Origin of the sequence: Gordonia sp. DT219, from assembly GCF_049847065.1 — a bacterium.
Lineage (GTDB): Bacteria > Actinomycetota > Actinomycetes > Mycobacteriales > Mycobacteriaceae > Gordonia.
Map to the genome: position 1 here is coordinate 39,063 of NZ_JBNCNR010000004.1, position 23,869 is coordinate 62,931.

Below are 23,869 nucleotides of genomic sequence, written 5' to 3' on the forward strand. Positions count from 1 at the left end.
GACGTCCCGCCGAGCAGATAGTCCTTCCGGGCTCAGGCTAATCATCGCGGGGATCGCAAAGGCCTGAACTCACGCGAATCGGGACCAAAGGGCACAAGAATGCACCTATCAGGGCACAACATTGGACTCGACGCAGCCCCGAATGCGGCAGGGTCAGTACCTTTCATGACCCGGACCCGCTCGAGTACGCGGCACTTCTAGACCACGTGCGTCATCGTGGCGGGAGTACCGGACCCGGACAACGCGAGTACCTCGTCGAAGCCCGCGACGATACTCTCGGCAAAAATTTCCGGCTCGATGATCGATGCTGCGTCGAAATTGATTCCGAGGCAGGCGATACCGTTGTGGGTGATCATCGTCGCCATCACCGCGCATCCGGGTAACGGACCGAACGGATACATGCGTTCGACCTTGGCCCCTGCGACGTAGGTGTCCCATGGGATGCCCGGGACGTTGCTTGCCTGCAGGTCATTTTGACTTGTCGCGCCGCTGAATTGCCCCAGCAGCTTCCCGGGAATCCAGGCGAGGACCGGTCCCATCGTGTTGAACACGTCGACGGCGGGTTCGGTGCGTGCGGCCCGTACCTGTTCACGGATGGTCAGAACGCGCTCGAACGGATCGGCGATACCGACCGGTCCCGCCAGTCGGCCGACCGCGATCCGATTCCCGCCTTCAGGATCCTCAGGGCGGCGCACCGAGATCGGGATCGCCACCGGGACGGCATCGACCGGGCGGCCCATCTGTTCGTGGTAGATCCGGAACCCGCCGATCAGGCCACCGAGATACACGTCGTTGACCGAAGCCCCGATCGCCGCGCCGGCCGTGCGCAGATCGGCGAACGCGACATCGAAGGCAGCGAAGCGCCGCGACAGACTGCGCTGTGCCAGCAGCGGCGAACCAGGCGGACTCACCAGGCCCGCCACCCGGGGCACCGACCGGCCGTACCGCAGCACTTTACTCAGCGCCCGCTTCGGGTCGGTCAGTGCACGGGCTCCGCTGAGCAGGACGTCGACCCGGTGGGGCACACGTTGCACCTCCTCCCCGATCTGCCGGCACAACACCTCGAGCCCGGAGACCTCGACCGGCGCCGGTTCGGGCGGTTGCGGCTTGTCGGGCTTGGGCTCGCGTGACGTCGAATGCAGTTGTGCCAGTGCCACGATCGCGCCGAGTCCGTCGGTGAGGGCGTGGTGCCCCTTGAGGAAGTAGGCCGCCTTCCCGTCCGGTAACCCGTCGATCAGGTATCCCTCCCACGGCGGCCGGGCCGGATCGAGTGCCGACATCGCCAATTGCTCACATGTCGAGAACAGTTCGCGCATGGAGCCGTCGCCGGCGAGACGCAGCCGCCGAACGTGATAGTGCAGGTCGAATTCGGGGTCGATCGCCCAGCTCGGGGTACCGGTGCCCAATGGTGAATCGATCACACGCTGCCGGAACCGGGGCGCCATCCGACTCCCCCATTCATGCGCGGCGAGAAGCCGATCCCAGTCGGGCGCACAGTCATAGATCTCGAGCATGCAGATGGTGCCCCGTAGCCGGCGGTCGCTGTCCCCGCGCCACATCACGGTATCCACCGGACTCATGTGGGGTTCGGTGGCCCAGTCGAGCGGACGATCCGCACTCATCCGATCGCCCCCTCGTCCGGCGTGTCCGATGCATCATCGCCGTGATCGACCGGCCAGTCGGCCAGGGCGGACACGAACATCTGCCGCACTTGTTCGGCGTGTTCGCCGACCCGCTCGGCCGTCCACGCCGACGTGTCAACCGGATCGAGAACCTTGACCTCCACCACGCCCGGCTTGATCAATTGCGCACCGCGCCACATCAATTCACCGGTGTTGCGTAGCACGACCGGAACGACGGGCACCCCGGACTGCATGGCGATGTGGAACGGCCCCTTCTTGAATCGTCCGATACGCGGTGTCGCCGAACGTGTTCCCTCTGGAGCAACCACGAGCGACGCGCCGTCGTCGCGCACCTTGGCCACCACCGGCATCAGCTGCTCGATCGCCTTGTCCGAGTCGGCGCGGTCGATGAACACCAGCCCGGCCGCATCGAGGATCTGTCCGAAGATCGGTAGCTGCCGGATCTCCTTCTTGGCAACCCCGGTCGCGTTCGAGCGCACCAGATGGATCATCACCGGCAGATCCAGTTTGGATTGGTGGTTGAAGACGAAAATGCATGGGCGAGACGAGGTCAGGTGCTCGGCACCACTGAGCACATCGACGCGCACCCCGGCCAGCGCGAGCCCGATGTCGACTCCCCCGGACATCGCCGCCTGCATCATCGACTCACTCCGGCCCCGACGCAACAGACCACCGAGCGCACCCGCGGCCGCCGAGGTGAGGAACGTCCCATAGAACGCGCCGGTACGCACGGCCATCTCGATCTCGTTGTGGGCCGGATTGCGCAGGTCGAGGATCGGCCAGCCACGGGCCTCGGCCTCGGTCCGCAGGTTGCGCTTGGGCGACACCGCCACCGGGTGGCCCACCGACTCGAGATATGGGATGTCCTCGTTGCCGTCGCTGTAGGCGAACGACCCGTCGAGATCCATGTCGTGTTCGCGCGCGAGCCGCCGCACGGCTGCCGCCTTGCCCGGCCCCCACAGCGGCCGTCCGATGTACCGGCCGGTCACCACGCCATCGACCACCTCGACGTCGGTCGCCAGCGCATGGTCGGCATCGATCGCCCGGGCAATCGGGGCGATCTGGAATCGGGTCGCCGACGACGCGACGACGATCCGGTGGCCCATCGCCCGGTGTGCCCGCAGGATCTGCCACATCTGCGGCCGCAGTCGCGCCGCTGTCTCGTGGGTGAAGAGATGATCGCCGAGGTCGAGTAGTTCCTGATAGGTCTTACCCGCGAACGTCGGCCGGGTGGCATCGAGAACCTCGGCGTAATCCTGTTCGGATTCGACCCCGCGCAACCCGATGAGGAGGAAATCGGCGAGCTCACCGAGGCCGAACTCCATGCTGCGAACCCGGGCACGCATGATCGCGGCCGCCGAGAACCCTTCGATCAGCGTGCCGTCGTAGTCGAAGAACGCACCGATCTGTTTGCCACGCCCGGCCGCACCGATCGCGGCAACTCGTTCGGCGAGCGCACTCACCGCATGACCCCGGTCTGCTCGGCCTCGATCGCGGCGATCTTGTCGAGGCGTTCGCGCATCTCGTCCACCTCGTCGAGCCACTTCCGACGGGCCACGGCGAGGTCACGCCCGTCGGACGTGATCAGTCCGCGGTTGTCGGCGAGGCGGTAGGCGGCGTCGTAGAGCTCCGTGGACACCGATTCCTTGCAGCGGACCACCTCCTGCAGTACCAGTTGCCGCCCCAACCCGAGGCAATCGGCGAGTACCTCGTCCTTGGCGACCGCCGCCTGACCGACCGGTGCTGATCCGAGCGCCACCAGCCGTTGCGCGACGACGAGTTGTGCGTCGAAGAAGGGTTGCAGGGTGCGCCGCGCGAACAACGCCCCCGACGTCGAGAGCAGCGTCTGATGTATCCATTCGGGTGTCGGGGGGGTCTGCCGCCACTCCGGTGCGATCAGGTCGAGTTCGGCAGCGAGACGGTGGAAGTACACGTCCTTGGCCGGAAAGAAGAACTCGAACTTCAGCAGGTCACGGATACGCAGTGCCTCTTGCTGGGAGGCGGTGAGCATCGCATCGACATCCGCCGTCAGATCACCGCGGTCGGCGGCCAGCATCGCCACTTCGACGATGGCGCGACCGACGAAATGATGCAGCGCCCCGTTGCGGTAGTAGGCCGCGATCGCGTGATTGCCGGGCGCTATCGACCACACGGTGTCGGTGCCACCGTCGTACCGCGTGAGTACGTCGGCGACGGCCAGTTCGCGCAGCGTCGAAAGCAGTCCCAGACCCCTACACAACTGTGGGTCGGGCCCGGGCAGGCCACGGCGCTCGATGTAGTCGAGCAGCGGCGCCAGGATGTGCTCGATCTCGCCGGCCGTATACGCCCGGTCGCCGGCACCCAGCAAGGCAAACCCGGCCAGCGAGGTCGCCGAAATCGGTGTGGCGGCGTTGATCTCGTCCATCACCCGAAACGCGATCTTGTCCAATGCGGCGGGATCGTCGCCGCCCTCGGCCATGGCCGCACGCAGTGAGAACGGAGTGCCGAAGCGCACCCGCGCCTCACCGAGGTGCGTGCGTTGGGCCTTCGCATATTTCAGCAACCAGGTGACATCCTCGGGCTTCTTCGTGCCGCCGGCCGACTCGCGCGCCATCGCCGCGATCTCCTGGAGCTGGTCATAGACGATGGAGGTCGGCACCACCATCATGTCGGCATCGTCGAGTTGCCCGATGGCGTCGACGACATAGGACAGCAATCCGAGTTTCGGCGGACGCAACTTACCGGTCCGGCTGCGGCCGCCCTCGATGTACCACTCGAGGTTGAACCGCTTCTCGACGATGAACGAGAGATACGACCGCATGGCGAACTTGTAGACCGGATCGCCGCCGAACTTGCGACGGATGAAGATGAGTCCCGCGCGGCGGGCAACCGGGGTGATCGGCCACAACGCGAGATTGTTGCCACCGAGTACCAGATTCGGCGGAAAGTCATGGCTGCGAAGAACTTCCGAAAGAACCAGGGTATCGACATAGGAACGGTGCGACGGCAGGAAGATCAAGCCGTGACTCTTGTTGAGGGTACGCAGCCGACCGAGCGTGTCGAGGTCGACCGAGACCGTCCATGCCCGCTGATAAAGGGCACGGAAGGTCGAGGAGAACACGTCGCCCATCAATCGGCTCTGGGTGGCCACGAAGTCCGACATCTTGTCGGTCGTCTCCTGCATCACCGCCGCGATCGGACGGCCGAGTTCGGCCGCGAGTTTGGCGGCGTTCTCGCGAAAGCGTGCCGACGATCCGATCTGCTCGGCGACCAGACGGGGCACCTTGTACCGGTCACCGACGAGCTGGCGTTCGGCACGCTCGGCCGACAACGACGCCTGGACACCGACGAATGCCGCGAACGACTCCCCCTGCGCCGACGACTGCTCGTGGCGGCGATACAGGTCTGCGACGGTGGCCGGCTCACCGGCCACCACACGCACCCGATCAGGACTTCGCCGCTGGATCGCCTTCTGCCGGAACGCCGGCGGCCGGCGCGGGTTCGACAGCACCAAGACGTCGGCCACCGAGACGCGCCGCTCCCCCTTGCGCACCGGCGGCAGCCACACCACCCGCGCAGGTATCAGAGTCGTGTCCGGATCGACGGTCGCCACATCGATCTCGTCGAGGCTCCGCGTCGACGCGTCGGGATGGGTCGTCTGCGCCCACTGCGCCACCACCTGCCACTCACACGCGGTACGTACCTCCGCGAGCACGATATCTGTCACCGGCGATCCGCCCTTCTCACTCGTCGCGACCATCACGTCGGACATCGGCCATTGTGACTCACCACATACTGTGCGATCAGCCGAATGCGCCGACCCGCGGCGAGGCCGACGGGTCCTATGGCCCGTCTTTCCCGGCCAAGGTCCCGATCTGGGCCGATCAGCACTCGATGATCGCGCGCCCGGCGTAGCGTTGCGGCCATGAACGCAATGTGGGTGATGCCGGTCATCGCACTGGTTGCTTCCGTGATCATCGGGATCGGATTCGCCATGGGATTTCCCGGCAAGAAGGACTGATCTGTCCATCGTGTTGAGCCCGGCCCGCCGACCACCGCGGGCCGGGCTCAACCCGTTCGGGTACCGGTCGCCGGAGTCGGCACGTACACGGGCGGCAGCGTGGCGACGTAGATCGACGACCAGCGCGTCATCACCACCGTAGCAGTCTGCTACGGTGGTGTGGTAGCAGTCTGCTACACACTGATGGCCCACGCAGTATCGGTGGGTGGGCGCACAAGACAGGAGGCCGTCATGGCCGATGGGACCGCAGACAAGGTGACCCGCTTCTCGGCTGCACTCGTCGATGCCGCCGGCGCGGAGGGCGCGCGCGAACACCGTTCGGCACGTCAGCAACTCGAACACTGGGCACGTGTGGGCCGCGGGGTCTCGCTGCGCACGAGCGCGGCCCGTCGCCGTGTGGAGTCGGCACTGACCGGTAGCCTGCCGATCGGCGATCTCACCCCTGAGGAATCGGTGGTCTTCGATGCCGAGGTCGAGGCCCTTCTCGAGGAGCGACTGGCAATGACAGATATCGTCGCAGAGCGTGCAGCGCAAGGGTTTTCCTCGGTCGCCGTCGGCGACGACGGACGCATGGTCGAGTACCGGGCCGATGGGACCACGGTCGTCCTGGAGTGAGTCCGCGCCTCGACCTGGTCGTCGGATGCAATGGGGCGGGCAAGACGACCCTCGTCGAACATCACCTCCTGCCCCTGCTCCACACACCGTTCGTCAATGCCGACGAAATCGCCCGCCGGCGTTGGCCTTCGGAGCCCGAGGAGCATTCCTATGAGGCCGCGCGGGTGGCCGCCCGCACCCGCTCGACCCTTATCGGACTCGGCCGATCCTTCATCGCCGAGACGGTCTTTTCCCATCCATCGAAGCTCGAGCTGATCGACGAGGCGCACGACCACGGCTTCCGGGTGACCCTGCACGTGGTGATGGTGCCCGAAGAGTATGCCGTACAACGAGTCCGACTACGCGTGACCAGTGGCGGCCACCGCGTCCCCGAGGACAAGATCCGGACCCGCTACCACCGGCTGTGGCCGCTGATCGCACAGGCGATCCCCCGATGCGATCAGGCCGCCGTCTACGACAACCACGCGCGGCGGACCCGGGTCGTGGCGCGATTCGTCGACGGCACCCCCGAAACCCCGCCGCGATGGCCCGTCTGGACGCCGGCGCCACTGACGTCGACATGGGCGTCGGCACCCGGGTGAGAGACCCGGTGAGGCACGCCACGACGGCCACCGGCAGTGATACGTGCGCGCTCACTGCCCGATCGGCCAGGTGCAGCCCCATACTTTGGGGAATCGCACCGATGTGATGGGAGCCAAATCATGGCAGAGAGCAGGCAACACATCTGGGGACGACCGCGTGCAGTTCCCGACCGATGCTCGGGCGTCCACACCTACGCCGGCGGCTGTCGGTACAACGCCGACGACCCCCACCGACCGCGGTATCCGGCCGAACTGCGGCCGGGAGTCAGGCCCGAGGCCGCCTGAGAAAGCACGGGACCGGCAATTCAGCCGACCCCGGCACTCGGGTCGACGGCCTGCTCGAGGAGGCTGCGCCGATACGCCTCGAGCGCCACGAGATCGCCGAACACCGCGTTGTACCCGTCGGGGTCCTCGCTGGGCGCCATCCGCCGCAGTCGGGACTTGATGTCGGCGATCTGCGCACCGACCCACACCTCCTGCAACCGGGCCAACACGCTGTTGACGTAGCGCGGGACGTTGTCCTCGGTCACCGACATCGGTTCCACCGCCAGCTCGGTGACCAACGGAGAGAGCACCGGATCGTCGACCTGGTGGTTCACCGCGTCGACCCACTGAGCACTCGCCATCCCCGATGACGTGCCACCGAGGTCGGACATCGCCTGACGTAGCCGCGCATACGCCGGCTCGGTGAAGCATTCGGCCGGCAGCGAATCGAAGACCGTCCCCGCGATGCCCGGACATTGAAGCGCCGACTTGAGCGCCTCGCGTTGCGCCCACAGGCGTGGATCATCAGGGCGTGGCCGGCCAGAACCGGGCTGCTTGGCGGCCTCCGGACGATCCCGCCGCAACTGGCGGCTCGGAGCCGATGCCCGGCCCGAGGTCCGGGCATGGCGGGCGCCCTCTTCGCGAACGCGGGCGAGCACCTGGGCCACCTCGTCCCACCCCACCCAGCCGGCGAGTTGGCGCGCGTACTCGTCGCGCAATGCAACGTCTTTGATGCGGGCCACCACGGGCACCGCCTCCCGAAGCGCGTGCACACGCCCCTCGGCGGTATCGAGGTCGTAGGTCGCGATGAGGGTCTTGATCGCAAACTCGAACATCGGGGTGCGCCGGGCGATCAGATCGCGGACCGCGGCGTCGCCCCGTTCCTGACGCAGTTCACACGGGTCCATCCCGTCGGGCGCGATCGCGACGAATGTCTGACCGGCAACCGACTGCTCACCTTCGAAAGCCTTGAGCGCCGCCGCTTTTCCGGCATCGTCACCGTCGAAGGTGTAGATCACCTCGCCACGGAAGTACGAGTCGTCCATCATCAGCCGCCGCACCAGCGCGAGGTGATCCTCACCGAAGGCGGTTCCACACGCCGCGACGGCGGTGGTCACACCGGACAAGTGCATCGCCATCACGTCGGTATAGCCCTCGACGATGACCACCTGATGACCTTTGGCGATACTCTTCTTCGCCAGATCCAGACCGAAGAGCACCTGAGACTTCTTGTACAACATGGTTTCCGGCGTGTTCATGTACTTGCCGAGGTTGTCGTCGTCGAAGAGTTTGCGGGCCCCGAAGCCGATGATGTCGCCGCCGAGATTGCGGATCGGCCACAGCAGCCGCCGATGGAAACGATCGATGGGTCCCTTACGACCCTCCTTGGACAGACCGGCTTCGGTGAGTTCGGCGAACTCGAAGCCTTGGGCAAGCAGGTGTTTGGTCATCGTGTCCCACCCGGCGGGGGCGTATCCGCAGCCGAACTGTGCGGCGGCGGCCGCATCGAAGTTGCGTTCGGTCAGGTAGTCGCGAGCGATCTGCGCCTCGGGCGAACGCAACTGTTCGACGTAGAACTTGTGCGCGGCGGCATTGGCAGCGGCGAGGCGGGCACGGGTCCCGCGGTCGCGTGCCACGCTCGGTCCGCCGCCCTCGTAGTGGATCTGATAGCCGATCCGGTCGGCGAGCTGTTCGACCGCCTCGACGAAGCCGACGTGCTCCTGCTTCTGCAAGAAGCTGTAGACATCGCCGCCCTCCCCACAGCCGAAGCAGTGAAAATGCCCATGCAGCGGGCGGACATGAAACGACGGGGTCTTCTCGTCATGAAAGGGACACAAGCCCTTGAGCCGGTCCGAACCGGCCTGCTTGAGTGCCACGTAATCGCCGATGATCTCCTCGATGCGGGTCTGTTCACGGATAGCCGTGATGTCGCGATCGGGAATTCGGCCTGCCACTTCGACCAGTGTAGTGATCACGATGGTGTCCGGCTCGCGCGGTTCGGCCCCGGCCCGGTGAGCGGTACGGTCGAGCTGATCGGTATCAGGCCGGATCACCGCCCGGCGACGACGGAACAGGAGTCCGCATGGCACAGGAATCATCCCCGTTCACCCCCACTCCGTTCACAACCGACGAGCAGGCCCGGCTGACCAGCGGCCGCGACTTCTGGACCACCGAGGCGATCGGCGACCTGTCGCCGATCATGCTCACCGACGGCCCCCACGGTCTGCGTAAACAGACCGGCGGCACCGATGCCCTGGGCATCTCGGGCAGCGTCGCGGCGACATGCTTCCCGCCGGCCGCCGGACTGGCCCAGACCTGGAGTCCGGCGCTGGCCCAGCGGGTCGGTGCCGCCATCGGCGACGAGGCGCGCGGCCAGAGGGTCTCGGTGGTCCTCGGTCCGGGCATCAATCTCAAGAGGTCGGTACGCGGTGGCCGCAACTTCGAGTTCTTCTCCGAGGACCCGTACCTGACCGCCCAGCTCGGCGGAGCCTGGGTACGGGGCTTGCAGAGCCGCGGCGTAGGCGCATCGCTGAAGCACTTCGCGGCCAACAACCAGGAGACCGACCGGATGCGCGTCAGCGCCGACGTCGACGAGCGCACCCTGCACGAGCTGTACCTGCGCGCGTTCCGTGCGATCGTGACACGTGAGCAGCCGTGGACGGTGATGTGCTCCTACAACCGGATCAACGGTGTACACACCGCGCAGCACCGTGAGTTGCTCACCGAGACCCTGCGCGAGCGTTGGGGTTTCGACGGAGCAGTCGTCAGCGACTGGGGTGCGGTGGTGGATCGCGTTCGGTCGGTGGCCGCCGGACTCGACCTGACGATGCCCTCCCCGGGCACCGCCGCCGACGCCGAGGTCGCCGCCGCGGCGTCCGACGGCCGGCTCGACCCGAGCACACTGGCAGCCGCCGCAGACCGGGTCGCCACACTCGTCCGCACGGCCACCTCGCACGCACCGGCCACCGACGAGAGCCCCGACCTCGACGCCCACCACCAGCTGGCGCGGGAGGCGGCCGGCCAGGCAATCGTGTTGCTGCGCAATGACGACGACGTGCTGCCGCTCTCGGCGTCGACTGACCTCGGCGTCATCGGTCGCCTCGCCACGCAGCCGCGCTATCAGGGTGGCGGCTCGTCACACGTGAACGCGACGCGGGTGGACGTGCCACTCGACGAGATCCGTGCGCGTGCCGACGGATCGGTGGGCTTCGCGCCCGGCTACCTGGTCGGCGACACCGGTGCCGATCCGGGCGAGGTCCTTCTCGGCGAGGCGCTCGATCTGGCCCGCAACTCGTCGACGGTGGTGCTGTTCCTCGGCCTCGCCGATCAGCAGGAGTCCGAGGGCTTCGACCGCGACGACATCGACCTGCCCGCCGACCAGATCGCACTCGCCGAGGCCGTCGTTGCCGCCAATCCGCGCACGGTGATCGTTCTCGCACACGGCGGGGTGCTGGCACTGTCACCGCTGACCGCTCCGGCGATCCTCGACGGCGCACTCCTCGGCCAGGGGGTCGGCGCCGCCGTCGCCGACGTACTGTTCGGGCAGGTGAATCCCTCGGGCCGACTGGCCGAGACGATTCCGCTGCGCATCGAGGACACCTCCGACTACCTGTCCTTCCCCGGCGAGTCGGGCCATGTGACCTACGGCGAGGGACTGTTCATCGGCTACCGCTGGTATGACTCACGCAACCTGCCGGTCGCCTTCCCATTCGGACATGGCTTGTCCTACACGACTTTCGAGTACCGAGATCTGGATGTCCACGCGAACGACGACGGCGGCATCGACATCGCGGTGACGGTCGCCAACACCGGCGAGCGGGCCGGTCGCGAGGTGATACAGGTCTACGCGGGCCCCACCAAGCGGCGCGAGGCCAAATCCGTCGCGACCGGCCCGGTCCGGGAACTCAAGGCGTTCACCGACGTCGACCTCGATCCTGGGCAGTCGCGCCGCGCGGATCTCACCATCTCCGCCGACGATCTGGCCTGCTGGGATCTGCGGACACACGCTTTCGTCGTCTCGTCCGGATGTTATGCGGTGTCGGTGGGTGCCTCGAGTCGAGACCTGCGTGGCACCGTCGAGGTCGACATCGTCGGCAACGAGCCGACCCTGCCACTCACCGAGGACTCGAGCATCGCCGAGGTGCTCGCCGACCCCGTCGCCGCCGAGGGGATGGCGCCGATCATCGCCGGGCTGACGGGCGGATCCGATTCCGGTCCCGATTCTGGCATCGACATCGCGGCGATGATGGGCTCGGTTCCGGTGGGCCGCATCGTCGACTTCTCCGCCGGCGCACTGTCGCGAGAATCCCTGCAGGGCATCCTGGATCGGGCCAACGCCGCGCACTGACCTGCGGGACGTCGGCACTGACCACACAGCGCCGGCGGCGGCGGCGGTTCAGCCCAGATGCGCCTGCGCGCCCGAATTGTGCTTGTCGGTACGTTCGAGCCGGCCTTCGGTCATCGAGGCGATCTGATCGACGATCACCCGCTTGCGGGCCGCATCATCGGTGGCCTGTTGCCAACTGGGCACGAAAACCGGATCGAGGCCGCCCGGCGCCGCGGCGATGAGCCAGTCACCCACCCGGTGAATCCGCTCGCGCTGGCGGGCTTGATGGGCTTTGTGCCGGACGTCGGAGAAGATGAACCGCAGCGCAAGCGTTTTCAGGATCGCCACCTCGGCGGCGATCAGTGGCGGCACCAACAGGTCGGCGTCGTAACGCGACAGCGACCGGCCCCCCACCACCGCGCGGGTACCGGTGATGGCCGCCGACGCGAATCGGCCGATGAGTTCGCTGGTGAGTCGTTTCAGTTTGACCGAAGCATCCAGACTACCGTCGAACACGCCGATCGCCCGCACGATCTCCATGCGCGAAAGCCGTTGGGCCGCATCGATGAGCGGCTCCGGCTCGAGGTCCGGGAACTCCTTGATGCCGATGTCGGCGAGCGTACGCTGATCGTCGGGGTCGGCGAGAGACCGCAGGTCGATCCGATTGGCGATGACGCCGTCCTCGAGATCGTGAACCGAGTAGGCGACGTCGTCGGACCAGTCCATCACCTGCGCCTCGATACACTGCCGGTCACCGGGAGCACCCCGGCGCACCCAGTTCAGCGCGGCGGCGTCATCGGCGTACGCACCGAACTTCACCTTCGGCGGGCGGCGCGTCCACGGGTATTTCAGGGTGGCATCGAGCGAGGCCCGGGTCAGGTTGAGCCCGGCGCTGCGGCCCGCGGCGTCGAGCAGCTTCGGCTCCAGCCGCGTCAGGATTCGCAGATTCTGCGCGTTGCCCTCGAAACCTCCGATGTCGGAGGCCAGTTCGTTGAGAGCATGCTCACCGTTGTGCCCGTAGGGCGGATGCCCGATGTCGTGGGCCAGGCCGGCGAGCTCCACCAGATCGGGTTCGCAGCCCAGGCCGATCGCGATACCGCGACCGATCTGGCCGACCTCGAGCGAATGAGTCAATCGGGTACGCGGGATGTCACCCTCCCGGGGGCCGACCACCTGCGTCTTGTCGGCGAGCCGGCGCAGCGCGGCCGAATGCAGCACCCGGGCACGATCACGCGCATACTCGCTGCGGTGATCGGTCCGGGTGCCCGGCAGACTGGCGATCTTGGCGCCCTCGGGCACCACCCGCTCGGTGGCCTCGTCGCCGTAGAACGCGGTCGGCGGAATCCCCGACCGACCGGTGTCGGGACTGCTAGTCAAGCACCCAGCCCCGGGCGACGGCGAATTCGGTGATACGGCTACGGATCGCGACGATCTGCGCGGCGGTGAGTTCGTCGGAGGAGTCGAGCAGAAGCTCCGTCACCTCCTCGGTGAATGCGGCCGCGTCCAGCGAGCCGCCACCTTGGCGCGGACGCCGCGGACGGTCCCGGTCCCGATCCCGGTCATGCGAGCGGCCGTGATGGTCGTCGCGGCGGTGCTCGTCGCGGCGCGACGGGCGGCCACCGCCGGATTCGTCGGCCGGTGCGGCGCCGGTCACCGCGACATTGGTCGCCTTGGAACCGCGGTCGGTCTCCTCGACGTCGAAGGAGACCCGGGCGCCCGGCTTCAGCTCGTTCTCGTCGATATCGATGTCATTGATGTGCAAGAACACATCTGCCCCACCAGATTCCGGGGCCAAGAACCCGAATCCCCGATTCGCGTCGTAATGGACGACCTTGCCGTTGACTGCCACGATTCCACTCACTCTCTGCTGATCGCGCCGGTGGGCCCCTTGCCCGGACCGTGCGATGTGATCCCAATTGTGACAGACAACCGCAGGTCAGGCCGAATCGAAATCTCCGGCCACCACCTCACGCGCCGAGCAGTTTGCCTCCCAGATACTCGGCCACCCGGTCGAGGGCGACGCGCTCCTGGCTCATGGAATCGCGTTCCCGGATGGTCACGGCCTGATCATCGAGGGTGTCGAAGTCGACGGTGACGCAGAACGGGGTGCCGATTTCGTCCTGCCGGCGGTAGCGCTTGCCGATGCCCTGCGCGTCGTCGAACTCCACGTTCCAGCTCTTGCGCAACTCCGCGGCGAGGTCCTTGGCCTTCGGTGAGAGCTTCTCGTTGCGTGAGAGCGGCAGCACCGCCACCTTGACCGGGGCCAGTCGCCGATCCAGCCGCAACACCGTGCGGGAATCGGTGCCGCCCTTGGCGTTCGGGACCTCTTCTTCGGTGAGCGCGTCACACAGGAAGGCCATCACCGATCGGGTGAGTCCGGCTGCCGGCTCGATGACGTAGGGGGTGTAGCGCTCCCCGGACGCCTGATCGAAGAACGACAGGTCCTCGCCGGAATGCCTGGAATGCGTCGACAGATCGAAGTCGGTGCGGTTGGCCACACCCTCGAGCTCACCCCACGGGTTGCCGGAGAAGCCGAACTTGTACTCCACGTCGACGGTGCGCTTGGAGTAGTGCGAGAGCTTCTCCGCCGCGTGCTCGTAGAGCCGGAGGTTCTCGGGATCGATGCCGAGGTCGACGTACCAGTCGAATCGTCGGTCGATCCAGTATTGGTGCCACGTCTCGTCGTCACCCGGTTTGACGAAGAATTCCATCTCCATCTGCTCGAACTCGCGGGTCCGGAAGATGAAGTTGCCCGGGGTGATCTCGTTACGGAAGCTCTTGCCGATCTGGGCGATACCGAACGGCGGCTTCTTACGCGACGTCGTCATCACGTTCTTGAAGTTCACGAAGATGCCCTGCGCGGTCTCCGGGCGTAGGTAGTGCAGCCCCTCCTCGTCGTCCACCGGGCCGAGGTAGGTCTTCATCAGACCGCTGAATGCCTTTGGCTCGGTCCACTTTCCGGGCTGGCCGGTGTCGGGGTCGTTGATGTCGGCCAGCCCGTTCTCCGGCGGGTGTCCGTGTTTGATCTCGTAGTTCTCGATCAGATGATCGGCGCGGTAGCGCTTGTGGGTGTAGAGCGACTCCACGAGCGGATCGGTGAACACCTCGACGTGGCCGGAGGCCTCCCACACCCGCCGGGGCAGGATCACCGAGGAGTCGAGGCCGACGACGTCATCGCGCGAGGTGACCATCGCACGCCACCACTGCCGCTTGATGTTCTCCTTGAGCTCGACACCCAACGGGCCGTAGTCCCACGCCGAGCGGGTCCCGCCGTAGATCTCACCACTCGGGTAGACAAGACCGCGCCGCTTGGCGAGGTTGACGACGGCTTCGACTTTGGACGGGGCGGCGGCCACGGTGAATCGCACTCCACAGACGTTGGGACGGGTGACTGCGCCGGACACCAGGGGTGACCGGCAACCCTTACAGGGTAGCCGCCGCCGGATGGGGCCAAGAATCCTCTCGCCCGATGGGGCCGAGAATCGCCCACCGCGGAGACGTTCGGCCGGCGGCGTGGCAGATCGCACGCACCAAATGACAACGAATTCCCATAAGATGGTCGGCATGGAGTCCAACCGCCGACCTTGCGACGCCGCCACTGCGCGCGCGGATGCCCAGGCGCGCGAAGCGGCCAGCGATCTGCTGCGTGCTCTCGCCGCACCCACCCGGATCGCGATCGTCCTGTCACTGCAGGAGAGCGCGAAATGCGTACACGAGTTGGTCGGCGACCTCGCGCTGAGTCAACCGCTGGTCAGCCAGCATCTGCGGGTCCTCAAGGACGCCGGGGTGGTTCGGGGACACCGCAACGGCCGCGAGATCATGTACGAGCTCATCGACGATCACCTTGCACACATCGTGACCGACGCACTCGTCCACGCGAACGAGTCGCGCGGCGCGCGTTCGACCGGCACTGCTGCGTCGGGCCCGCAGACCGAGGTGGCCTCATGAGCAAGAGCACCGAGGCGCAGCGTCCGGTCACCGGGGTGCGCGCCACGCGGCAGCGTGCCGCGATCGCCGATGAACTCGCCGCGAGCGACGATTTCCGGTCCGCGCAGGAACTCCACGAGCAACTCAAGGCGCGCGGCGAGTCGATCGGACTGACCACTGTCTATCGGAACCTGCAGGCTTTGTCCCGGTCCGGCCAGATCGACGCCCTGTGGGACGGGTCCGGGGAGACGCGCTACCGGCATTGTTCGTCGGGGCATCATCACCATCTCGTGTGCCGCGACTGCGGCACGACCGTCGAGGTGCAGGCCGACCCGGTCGAGCGGTGGGCGAGCGCGCTCGGCGACGAACACGGCTTCACCGACATCCACCACACCGTCGAGGTGTTCGGCCGGTGCGCGCGATGCCGGGCCGGTCGGTGAGCGCCGTCCGCCGCTGACGCGAACCTCAGCCGCCCACCAGAACGCCGGCCACATCGGCACCGGTCACCAACACCAGGTGCAATACCGTCAGCAGCCCGACGTCCTCGAGTCCGCCGAGCGGAAACGTGTAGTAGAGCAGCACATCGGTGGTCACCCCGTCGGGGTCGCTTCGGCGCAGGCTCCCGAAACTCAGCTTGGCGCCCTGTGTTTCGACGTCGTCGCGCAATTGCGGGGTGTTCGGCAGGTTCAGCGCGATCAGCTGGGTGACGCTGAGGACCTCGAGTTCCTCGGCGAGTTCGACTGCGCGGATCGAGGCACGGGTACGACCGACCCGCACGACGACCGAGTCAGCGTCCGCCTCGACGACGTCACCCACCTCGGCCAGCAATTGCCGCACCCGCGCAATCGAATTCGCATTCGCGCCCGCGGAGCTCACCGGGGTTTGACCCCGCCGAATCGGCGATCGCGTGAGGCGTACTCGACACACGCCGCCCACAGGTCGCGGCGATCGAAGTCCGGAAAGAGCTTCTCCTGGAACACCATCTCGGCATAGGCCGACTGCCACAACAGAAAGTTCGAGATCCGTTGCTCGCCGGACGGACGCAAGAACAGGTCGACGTCAGGCATCTCCGGCTCGTCGAGGTACCGGGCGAAACTCGACTCGGTGATGCGCTCCGGGTCGATCTCGCCGGCAGCGGCGCGGCGAGCGATTTCCTTTGCCGCATCTGCGATCTCGGCACGACCCCCGTAATTGACACACATGGTCAGCGTCATCACGTCGTTGTCCTTGGTGAGTTCCTCGGCGATCTCGAGCTCTTTGATGACGCTGCGCCACAGCCGGGGGCGGCGTCCGGCCCAGCGCACCCGGACACCCATCTCGTGCATCTCGTCGCGTCTGCGCCGGATCACGTCGCGGTTGAAGCCCATGAGGAAGCGGACCTCGTCGGGGCTGCGTGACCAGTTCTCGGTGGAGAAGGCATACGCAGACAGCCAGGTCACGCCGATGTCGATGCATCCGCAGACCGTGTCCATCAGGACTGCCTCGCCACGTTTGTGTCCCTCGGTGCGCGACAAGCCGCGATCGGTGGCCCAGCGCCCGTTCCCGTCCATCACGAGCGCGACGTGCCTGGGTACGAACTCGGCGGGCAAGGCCGGCGGGGTGGCGCCGCTGGGATGCGGATCGGGCGGCCGAACCGGCGTGCGCCGACCGGGCGCGGACTGCTTTTTGGCGGAGTTACCCGGCCGCAGCGCCATCATCGACTCCTCTCACACCCGTCTGGCCCAGCCTATGGGGAGCGGCGCGCTCGATGAGCGGCAGGGTGCGCAGCTGCCGTTCCAGATGCCACTGCAAGTGCGCGGCGGTCAGTCCGCTGGCCTGGCGCCGCAATGAGTCGGAGACGTCCACGGTGTGCTCCCACTGCCCGCGGAACAGCGCGTCCATGAGGTCGAGGACCCCGGGCGACGGGGTCGCGGCCCCCGGCGGACGACAGTGCAGGCACACCGCGCCCCCGGCCGCGACGTGGAACGCCCGGTGCGGGCCGGGCTGAGCGCAGCGGGCGCACAGTTCCAGTGCCGGCATCCATCCGGCGCAGTGCATGGCGCGCAGCAGGAAGGCGTCGAGGATCAGTTGCCGGGGACGACGGTCGCCGGCCAGTGCCTCGAGAGCTCCTACGGTCAGCCGCTGCAGTTGGGTGGCGGGTGCGCGTTCCTCGCCGGCGAGCCGTTCGGCGGTCTCGAGAACCGCGCACGCGGTGGTGTATCGGCCGTAGTCGGCGACGATGGCGTCGGCGAAGGCATGCAGGCTGTGCACCTGCGTGATGACGTCGAGGTTGCGTCCCGGGTAGAGGTGGACGTCGACGTGCGCGAACGGTTCGAGTCGCGCCCCGAACTTGGATCGGGTGCGGCGCACTCCCTTGGCGACCGCGCGCACCAATCCGTGCTCGGCGGTGAGCAGCGTGATGATCCGGTCGGCCTCGCCGAGTTTGTGCTGACGCAGCACGACGGCCTCGTCCCGGTAGAACCTCACCAGGTCATTCTGTCATCGTCGGGCGACAGACATCGACGGTGACACCCGAGACGTCACGAATCGTCCGTCGAGCGCGCCGACGACCCGGCGACGGGCGAGTGATGCGGTGACGGGGTGGTGATGGTCGGCGTCCCGGTCCGGTCCAGGGCCGCGGCGAGCCGTGGTGGTAGCCGCATCCCGCCCGGATAGCGATGCCAGCCCTTGCGGTCGTAGAAAACGGTGCCCGCCCAGCCCAGCAGCGCGCCGATCGCCAGACCGATGATGGTCTGGATGATCGACCGCCCCAGCCCGGCATCCCAGTCGGCGTCGAAGTACAGGATGGCGCGCACCCCCAGATAGACCAGATGCATCGGCTCCACCGCCGCGACCCAGGTGAACAACCGCGGACTCGCCTCCAGCGGCACCGTCCCACCCGATGACGGCAACCCCAGGATGACGAAGAAGACGAGGTTGAGGATCAGCCCCACGTTGCCGAATACCGCCATCATCGAACTCGCCGACACCCCGACCGCAAAGATCACCAGCACCGAGAACGCCCACAGCGTGAAGGCATTGGGCAGGGACGTCCCCACCGCCGTACACACCCCGACGAACAACGCCGACTGGACCATCGCGACCAGGCCCATGATCGTCCATTTGGCAGCCAGCGTGCCCCACCGCGAGATCGCCAGGCGTACCCGGAGCTGATAGAACGGCCCGAACTCGATCGGGGTCTGCCCCAGGATGCCGTCGACGACGATGCTGACCATCATCGCGCCGGTGAAGCCGGCGAGGATCAGCAGCAGCGTGAAGTAGAAGGCGGACAAACCGTTTCCGGACCCGTCGGGCAAGGGCACGGCCTCGACGACGTCGACCTTCACCGGCTGCCACAGCGCGAGCTGAGCGGCGCCGGAGAACGGCACGTTCGCCTTGGCCAGCTGCGCCTGAACCGTATCGGTGAGCTCCTTACCCATCTGCTGGTTCACCTGGTCGGAGACCCGGTCGGCGAAGGTGGTGGTGATCGCGGAGGCGAACGTCCCCGAACCGCGGTTGATGTATACGGTGACGGTGACCGGTTCCGGACGTGCTTGCAGCACCGTCGCCTTCCCCAGCGCGAGAACCGAAGCGGAGAAGTTCGCCCCCAGGGAGACGACGCCGTAGACCTTGGCCGAGTTGAGTTCGTTGAGCGCCGTCACCCGGTCGGTGCGGTGGATGGCGATGCCGTTCTTGCCCGCATTGGCCACGATGCCGTCGGCGACCTGCCTGCCGTAGTCGACATGCGTGGAGGTGCCGTTGCCGTTGTCGAGTGTGCCGCCGCTGTCCTCGTCGACGAGCGCGATCGGGAAGTTGTGGAGGTCCTTCTCCGGGTCGGAGATGGCACCCATGTACAGAGTGGCCATCAGGGACATGACGACGAGCACGAGCAGCAGGGGCAGCAGCCAGAACCGGGGCGAACCCAGTACTTCCGAGATCGTGGCCGTGATGGCCGCATCGCTCTCGGGTTGTTCATGCGCGCCCGAATCGGCGAGTTCGTCGCCGTTGCGCTCGGTCCCCGGTTCCTCGTGCCTGCCCATCGATACCCTCCGGTCGAGCGCTAGAAGCCCATGCGCCGCAATTGTTTCGGATCGCGCTGCCAGTCCTTGGCCACCTTCACGTGCAGATCGAGGTACACCTTGACGCCGAGCAGTGCCTCGATCTGCTGCCGCGCGGTGGTGCCCACCGCCTTGAGGCGGGCGCCCTTGTGACCGATGATGATGCCTTTCTGGCTGTCGCGCTCGACGTAGAGGATCGCATGCACGTCGACCATCGGCGGCTGATCGGGCCCGCGGTCGGATCGCGGGATGATCTCCTCGATCACCACGGCGAGCGAATGCGGCAACTCGTCGTGCACACCCTCGAGGGCGGCCTCCCGGATGAACTCGGCCATGAGAACCTGCTCGGGTTCGTCGGTGAGTTCACCGTCCGGGTAGAACGCCGGGCCGGGTTCCATCAACGACACCAGCACCTCGGTCAGCACGTCGACCTGCTCGCCGGCGGTCGCCGACACCGGCACCACCTCGCTGTCGGGTCCGAGGAGCTGCGAGAGTGCGAGCAACTGTGCGGCAACCTGCTCCGGACCGACCCGATCGATCTTGGTGACGACCCCGAGCACGGTGGTACCCGGTGCCATCTGACGCACCTGGGAGACGATCCACCGGTCGCCGGGTCCGATCCGCTCGTCGGCGGGCACACACACGCCGATCACGTCGACCTCGGTGTAGGTGTCGCGGACGAGGTCGTTGAGCCGCTGCCCGAGCAGGGTGCGCGGCCGGTGCAGCCCAGGGGTGTCGACCAAGATCAGTTGGGCGTCGGGCCGGTTCACGATGCCGCGGATGGTGTGGCGGGTGGTCTGCGGCCGGTTGGAGGTGATCGCGATCTTCTCGCCCACCAGCGCATTTGTCAGGGTGGACTTCCCGGTGTTCGGCCGGCCGACGAAACAGACGAAGCCGGAACGGAATTCGGTCATTGCCGGACGTCCGATGCGTCGGCGGCGCGTAGCCGTGTGAGTACTGAACCGCCGGTATCGGTGAGCACGAGCACCGCGTCGGGGCCGATCTCGGCCAGCGTCGCCCGACCAGGGTCGTCGACCGCACCGCCGACGATCACCGCCGCCTCGAAAGTGTTTGCCCCGCTGGACAATGCAGTGGCCAGCGCGACCTGGAGGGCCGACAGCGTCAGCGTCGTCGTGGCGACGTCGGCGCCGGCGTAGGTACGGCCGTCGCCGTCGCGTACCGCGGCGCCCGTCGGCGACTGGGCCCGGCCACGCGCGCCGCGGGCGAGTACCACCAGTTTCTGGTCCTCGTCGCCGAGCTCGCTCACATGGCCTCCTTGTGCTGGGTGTTGGTGCGCTCAGCGTATTCGCCGGTGCGGTGCGTGCGCTCGGCCCCCCGTGAACCATTGCGCCGTGCGCCAGATGTCTCCCGCCGCTCGTCGCGGGCGCCGGACCCTTCGCCGGATGCGGGTTCCTCGACACGCTCGACGCGGACCGTGGTGATGCGTTGGCGTCCTTGCCGATTGGGTCCGCCCTCGGCATGCAACTGCAACCCGTGGCTCATCACCCGGGCGCCGGGCAGCGGTACACGGCCGAGTTCGAGACCGACCAGACCGCCGACCGTCTCGACCTCGTCGTCAGCGAGGTCGATGTCGAACAGTTCACCGAGATCGTCCACCGGAAGTCGTGCCGACACCCGGTAGCTGCCGTCGCCGAGATCCTCCACCGGAGCCACCTCACCGGTGTCGTACTCGTCGGCGATCTCGCCGACGATCTCCTCGAGCACGTCCTCGATGGTGACAAGTCCGGCGATCCCGCCGTATTCGTCGACAAGCAGCGCCATGTGGTTGTGGTTGCGCCGCATGTCCTCGAGGACCCGGTCGAGCGGTTTGGAGTCGGGGATGAACTCGGCCGGCCGCATCACCGCGGACACGGTGACCGTGCGGGCGTCCTCGCCACGCGTCGAGCGCTCCACGAGATCCTTGAGATAGACCACGCCGAGGATGTCGTCCGGGTTCTCTCCGATCACCGGGATCCGCGAATGACCACTGCGCACGGCAAGACTCGTCGCCTGCGCGGCGCTCTTGTCCTGCTCGATCCAGATCATCTCCGGTCGGGGCACCATCACCTCGCGGGCATTGGTGTCGCCGAGTTCGAACACCGACTGGATCATGCGGCGTTCGCCGGCGGCGACGACGCCGCTGGCCTCGGCGAGGTCGACCACCTCACGCAACTCGACCTCGGTGGCAAAGGGGCCGTTGCGGAACCCCTTGCCCGGCGTCAGTGCGTTGCCGATCAGGATCAGCAGGCGCGTCAACGGTGTGAGCAGGACCCCGAGGATCTGCAGGGCCGCCGCCGACGCCAGGGCAATGGAGTACGCGTGCTGACGACCGAGCGTGCGGGGCCCGACCCCCGCCGCCACATACGACACGACCGCCATCCCCGCGATGGTGACGACCAGGCCCCACCCTAGGCCCAACCGGTCGACGGCGACCACCGCGATCAGCGATACCGCCGAGGTTTCGCACACCACGCGCAGCAGTACCGCCAGGCCGACGTAGGTGGCGCGGGCGGCGAGGATGCGCATCAGCCGCAGCGCACCCGGGCGGCGTTCTTTGACCATGTCCTCGACCCGCGCGATCGATACGGTCGAGACCGCGGTGTCCACCGCCGCAAACACCCCGCTCGCGGCGACGAGGACGAGCGCCGAGATGGCAAACCAGACGTAGGTACCTGCGGTCACTGATCCGGCGAACCCGTGCGCCGTTGCGGCGCGGGGCTCTCGTCACCCCCCGGCGGGTCCGGGAAGGCCCCATCGGTGAACCCGATGTTCGTCAGCAGCCGCGTGTCACGGTCGGACTGTCGCTGCTGCTGCGCCTCGCGGTGGCGCTGCGCGTAGAACTCCTCGAGGAGACGGTTCTGCAGGCCGAACATCTCCTTCTCCTCGTCGGGTTCGGCGTGGTCGTAGCCGAGCAGGTGCAGGACGCCGTGGATGGTGAGCATCGCGAGTTCATGCTCGACGGACCGACGGGTCTCACGCGCCTGCCGGGCGGCGAACTCCGGGCACAACACGATGTCGCCGAGGATGGCCGGGCCCGGTTCCGCGGCGTCGGGACGCCCGCCGGGTACGAGTTCGTCCATCGGGAAGCTCATCACGTCGGTGGGCCCGGGCAGGTCCATCCACTGCATGTGCATGTCGGCCATCGTGGACTCGTCGACACACAGCACCGACAATTCCGCGCCGGGGTGCACGTCCATCGCATCGATTGCGAATCGTGATGCGGCGAGGACCAATTCGGCGGGCACCTCGACGCCGGACTCGTTGGCGAACTCGATGCTCATGAATGCCGGCCCTGACTCGCGGCGCGCCGGGCCGCACGATTGCCGCCGAGGCGATCGGAGTCTCGCAGCCGCGGGTTGGCCCGGGCGGCTTCCTCGGCCCGGCCATACGCGTCGACGATGTCGGCGACGAGCCGATGGCGCACCACGTCCTGACTCGTCAGGGTCGAGAAGTGGATGTCGTCTATACCCTCGAGGATGTGTGTCGCGGTCATCAGTCCACTCCGCGCACCGCCCGGTAGGTCGACCTGCGTGGTGTCGCCGGTGACGACGACCTTGGAACCGAATCCCAAGCGTGTCAGGAACATCTTCATCTGCTCGCCGGTGGTGTTCTGCGCCTCGTCGAGGATGATGAAGGCGTCATTGAGCGTCCGGCCCCGCATATATGCCAGTGGCGCGACCTCGATCACCCCGGCGGCCATGAGCTTGGGGATCGAGTCCGGGTCCATCATGTCGTGCAGCGCGTCATAAAGGGGACGCAGATAGGGGTCGATCTTCTCGCTCAGCGTGCCGGGCAGGAAGCCGAGACGTTCACCGGCCTCCACGGCCGGGCGGGTGAGGATGATCCGGTTCACGCTCTTGGACTGCAGTGCCTGGACGGCCTTGGCCATCGCCAGGTATGTCTTGCCGGTGCCTGCGGGGCCGAGCCCGAAGACGATGGTGTTGTTGTCGATGGCGTCGACGTAGCGCTTCTGGTTCAGCGTCTTGGGGCGGATGGTCTTGCCGCGTCGCGACAGGATGTCCAGCGACAGCACGTCCGCGGGCGACTCCGATGATCCCGCCGACAGCATGGAGACGCTGTGGCGCACCAGATCGGGGGTCAACGGGGTGCCGCGGCCGACGAGGTCGACCAGTTCGCCGAGGACCCGCTCGGAGGCCGCGACCTCGGCGCCGGCGCCGCGCAGGGTCACCTGGTTTCCGCGGACGTGGATGTCGGCGGGCAGCAGCTGTTCGAGTGTGCGCAGATTGACGTCGCTGGTGCCGAGCAGGCCGAACACCACCTCGGGAGGGACATCGATGTTGGAGGTGACCACAGGTCCGCCCCCTGCGGTGCCGCGCGTCGGCGCGCTCACGTCGGGGTTGTCGTCACTCACGTATCAGATCACTCCTGGAGTTCGAGGGGGCGCCGGGTGGCGATATGCGCTCAAGTGTATCCCTGCCCAACAGCCGATCCGCGAGCGAATATTCCGTTCCGGC

Annotated in this window: 21 protein-coding genes; 5 read left to right on the forward strand and 16 right to left on the reverse strand. The window is 67.1% G+C overall.

Annotated features, from left to right (window positions below; all coding sequences use genetic code 11):
* Positions 1 to 197: 197 nt before the first annotated feature.
* From ACPXB3_RS07690 to ACPXB3_RS07700, 3 genes are read right to left on the reverse strand one after another with little or no spacing between them, the layout of a single operon-like run.
* On the reverse strand, positions 198 to 1,622 hold the full coding sequence (locus ACPXB3_RS07690) for a wax ester/triacylglycerol synthase domain-containing protein (protein WP_425703610.1): 1,425 nt from the start codon (positions 1,620 to 1,622) through the stop codon (positions 198 to 200).
* The gene (locus tag ACPXB3_RS07695) at positions 1,619 to 3,106 is read right to left on the reverse strand and encodes an HAD-IB family hydrolase (protein ID WP_425703612.1); all 1,488 of its coding nucleotides are present in this window, start codon (positions 3,104 to 3,106) and stop codon (positions 1,619 to 1,621) included. The genes ACPXB3_RS07690 and ACPXB3_RS07695 overlap by 4 nt, the downstream gene beginning before the upstream one ends.
* Positions 3,103 to 5,394 (reverse strand): glycerol-3-phosphate 1-O-acyltransferase, encoded by a 2,292-nt coding sequence (locus ACPXB3_RS07700; protein WP_425703614.1) that lies wholly within the window; start codon positions 5,392 to 5,394, stop codon positions 3,103 to 3,105. The genes ACPXB3_RS07695 and ACPXB3_RS07700 overlap by 4 nt, the downstream gene beginning before the upstream one ends.
* A 480-nt stretch (positions 5,395 to 5,874) precedes the next feature.
* Between ACPXB3_RS07700 and ACPXB3_RS07705 the strand changes: the two genes are divergently transcribed.
* Positions 5,875 to 6,258, forward strand: coding sequence for a TA system antitoxin ParD family protein (locus tag ACPXB3_RS07705; protein ID WP_425703616.1), 384 nt, complete (start codon positions 5,875 to 5,877; stop codon positions 6,256 to 6,258).
* A complete protein-coding gene (locus ACPXB3_RS07710; protein WP_425703618.1) occupies positions 6,255 to 6,839 on the forward strand; it encodes an AAA family ATPase in 585 nt (194 codons plus the stop codon). The genes ACPXB3_RS07705 and ACPXB3_RS07710 overlap by 4 nt, the downstream gene beginning before the upstream one ends.
* 305 nt (positions 6,840 to 7,144) lie before the next feature.
* Here the strand turns inward: ACPXB3_RS07710 and dnaG are convergent, their stop codons facing one another.
* Positions 7,145 to 9,058: a DNA primase gene (gene dnaG / locus ACPXB3_RS07715; RefSeq protein WP_425703620.1), complete on the reverse strand. Its 1,914-nt coding sequence runs from the start codon at positions 9,056 to 9,058 to the stop codon at positions 7,145 to 7,147.
* Between the two features lie 128 nt (positions 9,059 to 9,186).
* Here dnaG and ACPXB3_RS07720 point away from each other — a divergent pair, with 128 nt between their 5' ends.
* Positions 9,187 to 11,451: a glycoside hydrolase family 3 C-terminal domain-containing protein gene (locus ACPXB3_RS07720; RefSeq protein WP_425703622.1), complete on the forward strand. Its 2,265-nt coding sequence runs from the start codon at positions 9,187 to 9,189 to the stop codon at positions 11,449 to 11,451.
* Between the two features lie 48 nt (positions 11,452 to 11,499).
* Here the strand turns inward: ACPXB3_RS07720 and ACPXB3_RS07725 are convergent, their stop codons facing one another.
* From ACPXB3_RS07725 to ACPXB3_RS07735, 3 genes are all read right to left on the reverse strand, one after another.
* Positions 11,500 to 12,807, reverse strand: coding sequence for a deoxyguanosinetriphosphate triphosphohydrolase (locus tag ACPXB3_RS07725; RefSeq protein ID WP_425703624.1), 1,308 nt, complete (start codon positions 12,805 to 12,807; stop codon positions 11,500 to 11,502).
* Positions 12,800 to 13,279 carry a cold-shock protein gene (locus ACPXB3_RS07730; protein ID WP_425703973.1) on the reverse strand — a complete coding sequence of 160 codons (480 nt, stop codon included), beginning with the start codon at positions 13,277 to 13,279 and terminating at the stop codon, positions 12,800 to 12,802. The genes ACPXB3_RS07725 and ACPXB3_RS07730 overlap by 8 nt, the downstream gene beginning before the upstream one ends.
* Positions 13,280 to 13,397: 118 nt before the next feature.
* Positions 13,398 to 14,798 carry a glycine--tRNA ligase gene (locus ACPXB3_RS07735; protein WP_425703626.1) on the reverse strand — a complete coding sequence of 467 codons (1,401 nt, stop codon included), beginning with the start codon at positions 14,796 to 14,798 and terminating at the stop codon, positions 13,398 to 13,400.
* Between the two features lie 187 nt (positions 14,799 to 14,985).
* Between ACPXB3_RS07735 and ACPXB3_RS07740 the strand changes: the two genes are divergently transcribed.
* Positions 14,986 to 15,378 carry an ArsR/SmtB family transcription factor gene (locus tag ACPXB3_RS07740; RefSeq protein ID WP_425703628.1) on the forward strand — a complete coding sequence of 131 codons (393 nt, stop codon included), beginning with the start codon at positions 14,986 to 14,988 and terminating at the stop codon, positions 15,376 to 15,378.
* On the forward strand, positions 15,375 to 15,797 hold the full coding sequence (locus ACPXB3_RS07745) for a Fur family transcriptional regulator (protein ID WP_425703630.1): 423 nt from the start codon (positions 15,375 to 15,377) through the stop codon (positions 15,795 to 15,797). The genes ACPXB3_RS07740 and ACPXB3_RS07745 overlap by 4 nt, the downstream gene beginning before the upstream one ends.
* A gap of 25 nt (positions 15,798 to 15,822) precedes the next feature.
* Here ACPXB3_RS07745 and ACPXB3_RS07750 read toward each other — a convergent pair whose 3' ends face one another.
* From ACPXB3_RS07750 to ACPXB3_RS07790, 9 genes are read right to left on the reverse strand one after another with little or no spacing between them, the layout of a single operon-like run.
* Positions 15,823 to 16,233 (reverse strand): hypothetical protein, encoded by a 411-nt coding sequence (locus ACPXB3_RS07750; protein ID WP_425703632.1) that lies wholly within the window; start codon positions 16,231 to 16,233, stop codon positions 15,823 to 15,825.
* Positions 16,230 to 17,051, reverse strand: a complete 822-nt coding sequence (locus tag ACPXB3_RS07755) for an isoprenyl transferase (protein ID WP_425703634.1) — start codon at positions 17,049 to 17,051, stop codon at positions 16,230 to 16,232. The genes ACPXB3_RS07750 and ACPXB3_RS07755 overlap by 4 nt, the downstream gene beginning before the upstream one ends.
* Positions 17,032 to 17,823 carry a DNA repair protein RecO gene (recO, locus tag ACPXB3_RS07760; protein WP_425703635.1) on the reverse strand — a complete coding sequence of 264 codons (792 nt, stop codon included), beginning with the start codon at positions 17,821 to 17,823 and terminating at the stop codon, positions 17,032 to 17,034. Before recO ends, ACPXB3_RS07755 begins: the two co-directional genes overlap by 20 nt.
* Before the next feature lie 53 nt (positions 17,824 to 17,876).
* Positions 17,877 to 19,376: a YhgE/Pip domain-containing protein gene (locus tag ACPXB3_RS07765; RefSeq protein WP_425727288.1), complete on the reverse strand. Its 1,500-nt coding sequence runs from the start codon at positions 19,374 to 19,376 to the stop codon at positions 17,877 to 17,879.
* Positions 19,377 to 19,396: 20 nt separating this feature from the next.
* Positions 19,397 to 20,308, reverse strand: a complete 912-nt coding sequence (gene era, locus ACPXB3_RS07770; RefSeq protein ID WP_425703639.1) for a GTPase Era — start codon at positions 20,306 to 20,308, stop codon at positions 19,397 to 19,399.
* Positions 20,305 to 20,661 carry a cytidine deaminase gene (locus ACPXB3_RS07775; RefSeq protein WP_425703640.1) on the reverse strand — a complete coding sequence of 119 codons (357 nt, stop codon included), beginning with the start codon at positions 20,659 to 20,661 and terminating at the stop codon, positions 20,305 to 20,307. The genes era and ACPXB3_RS07775 overlap by 4 nt, the downstream gene beginning before the upstream one ends.
* Complete coding sequence (locus tag ACPXB3_RS07780; protein WP_425727289.1) at positions 20,658 to 22,076, reverse strand: hemolysin family protein; 1,419 nt, start codon at positions 22,074 to 22,076, stop codon at positions 20,658 to 20,660. Before ACPXB3_RS07780 ends, ACPXB3_RS07775 begins: the two co-directional genes overlap by 4 nt.
* A complete protein-coding gene (gene ybeY, locus ACPXB3_RS07785) occupies positions 22,073 to 22,675 on the reverse strand; it encodes an rRNA maturation RNase YbeY (RefSeq protein WP_425703644.1) in 603 nt (200 codons plus the stop codon). Before ybeY ends, ACPXB3_RS07780 begins: the two co-directional genes overlap by 4 nt.
* Complete coding sequence (locus ACPXB3_RS07790; protein ID WP_425703646.1) at positions 22,672 to 23,766, reverse strand: PhoH family protein; 1,095 nt, start codon at positions 23,764 to 23,766, stop codon at positions 22,672 to 22,674. Before ACPXB3_RS07790 ends, ybeY begins: the two co-directional genes overlap by 4 nt.
* Positions 23,767 to 23,869 lie beyond the last annotated feature (103 nt).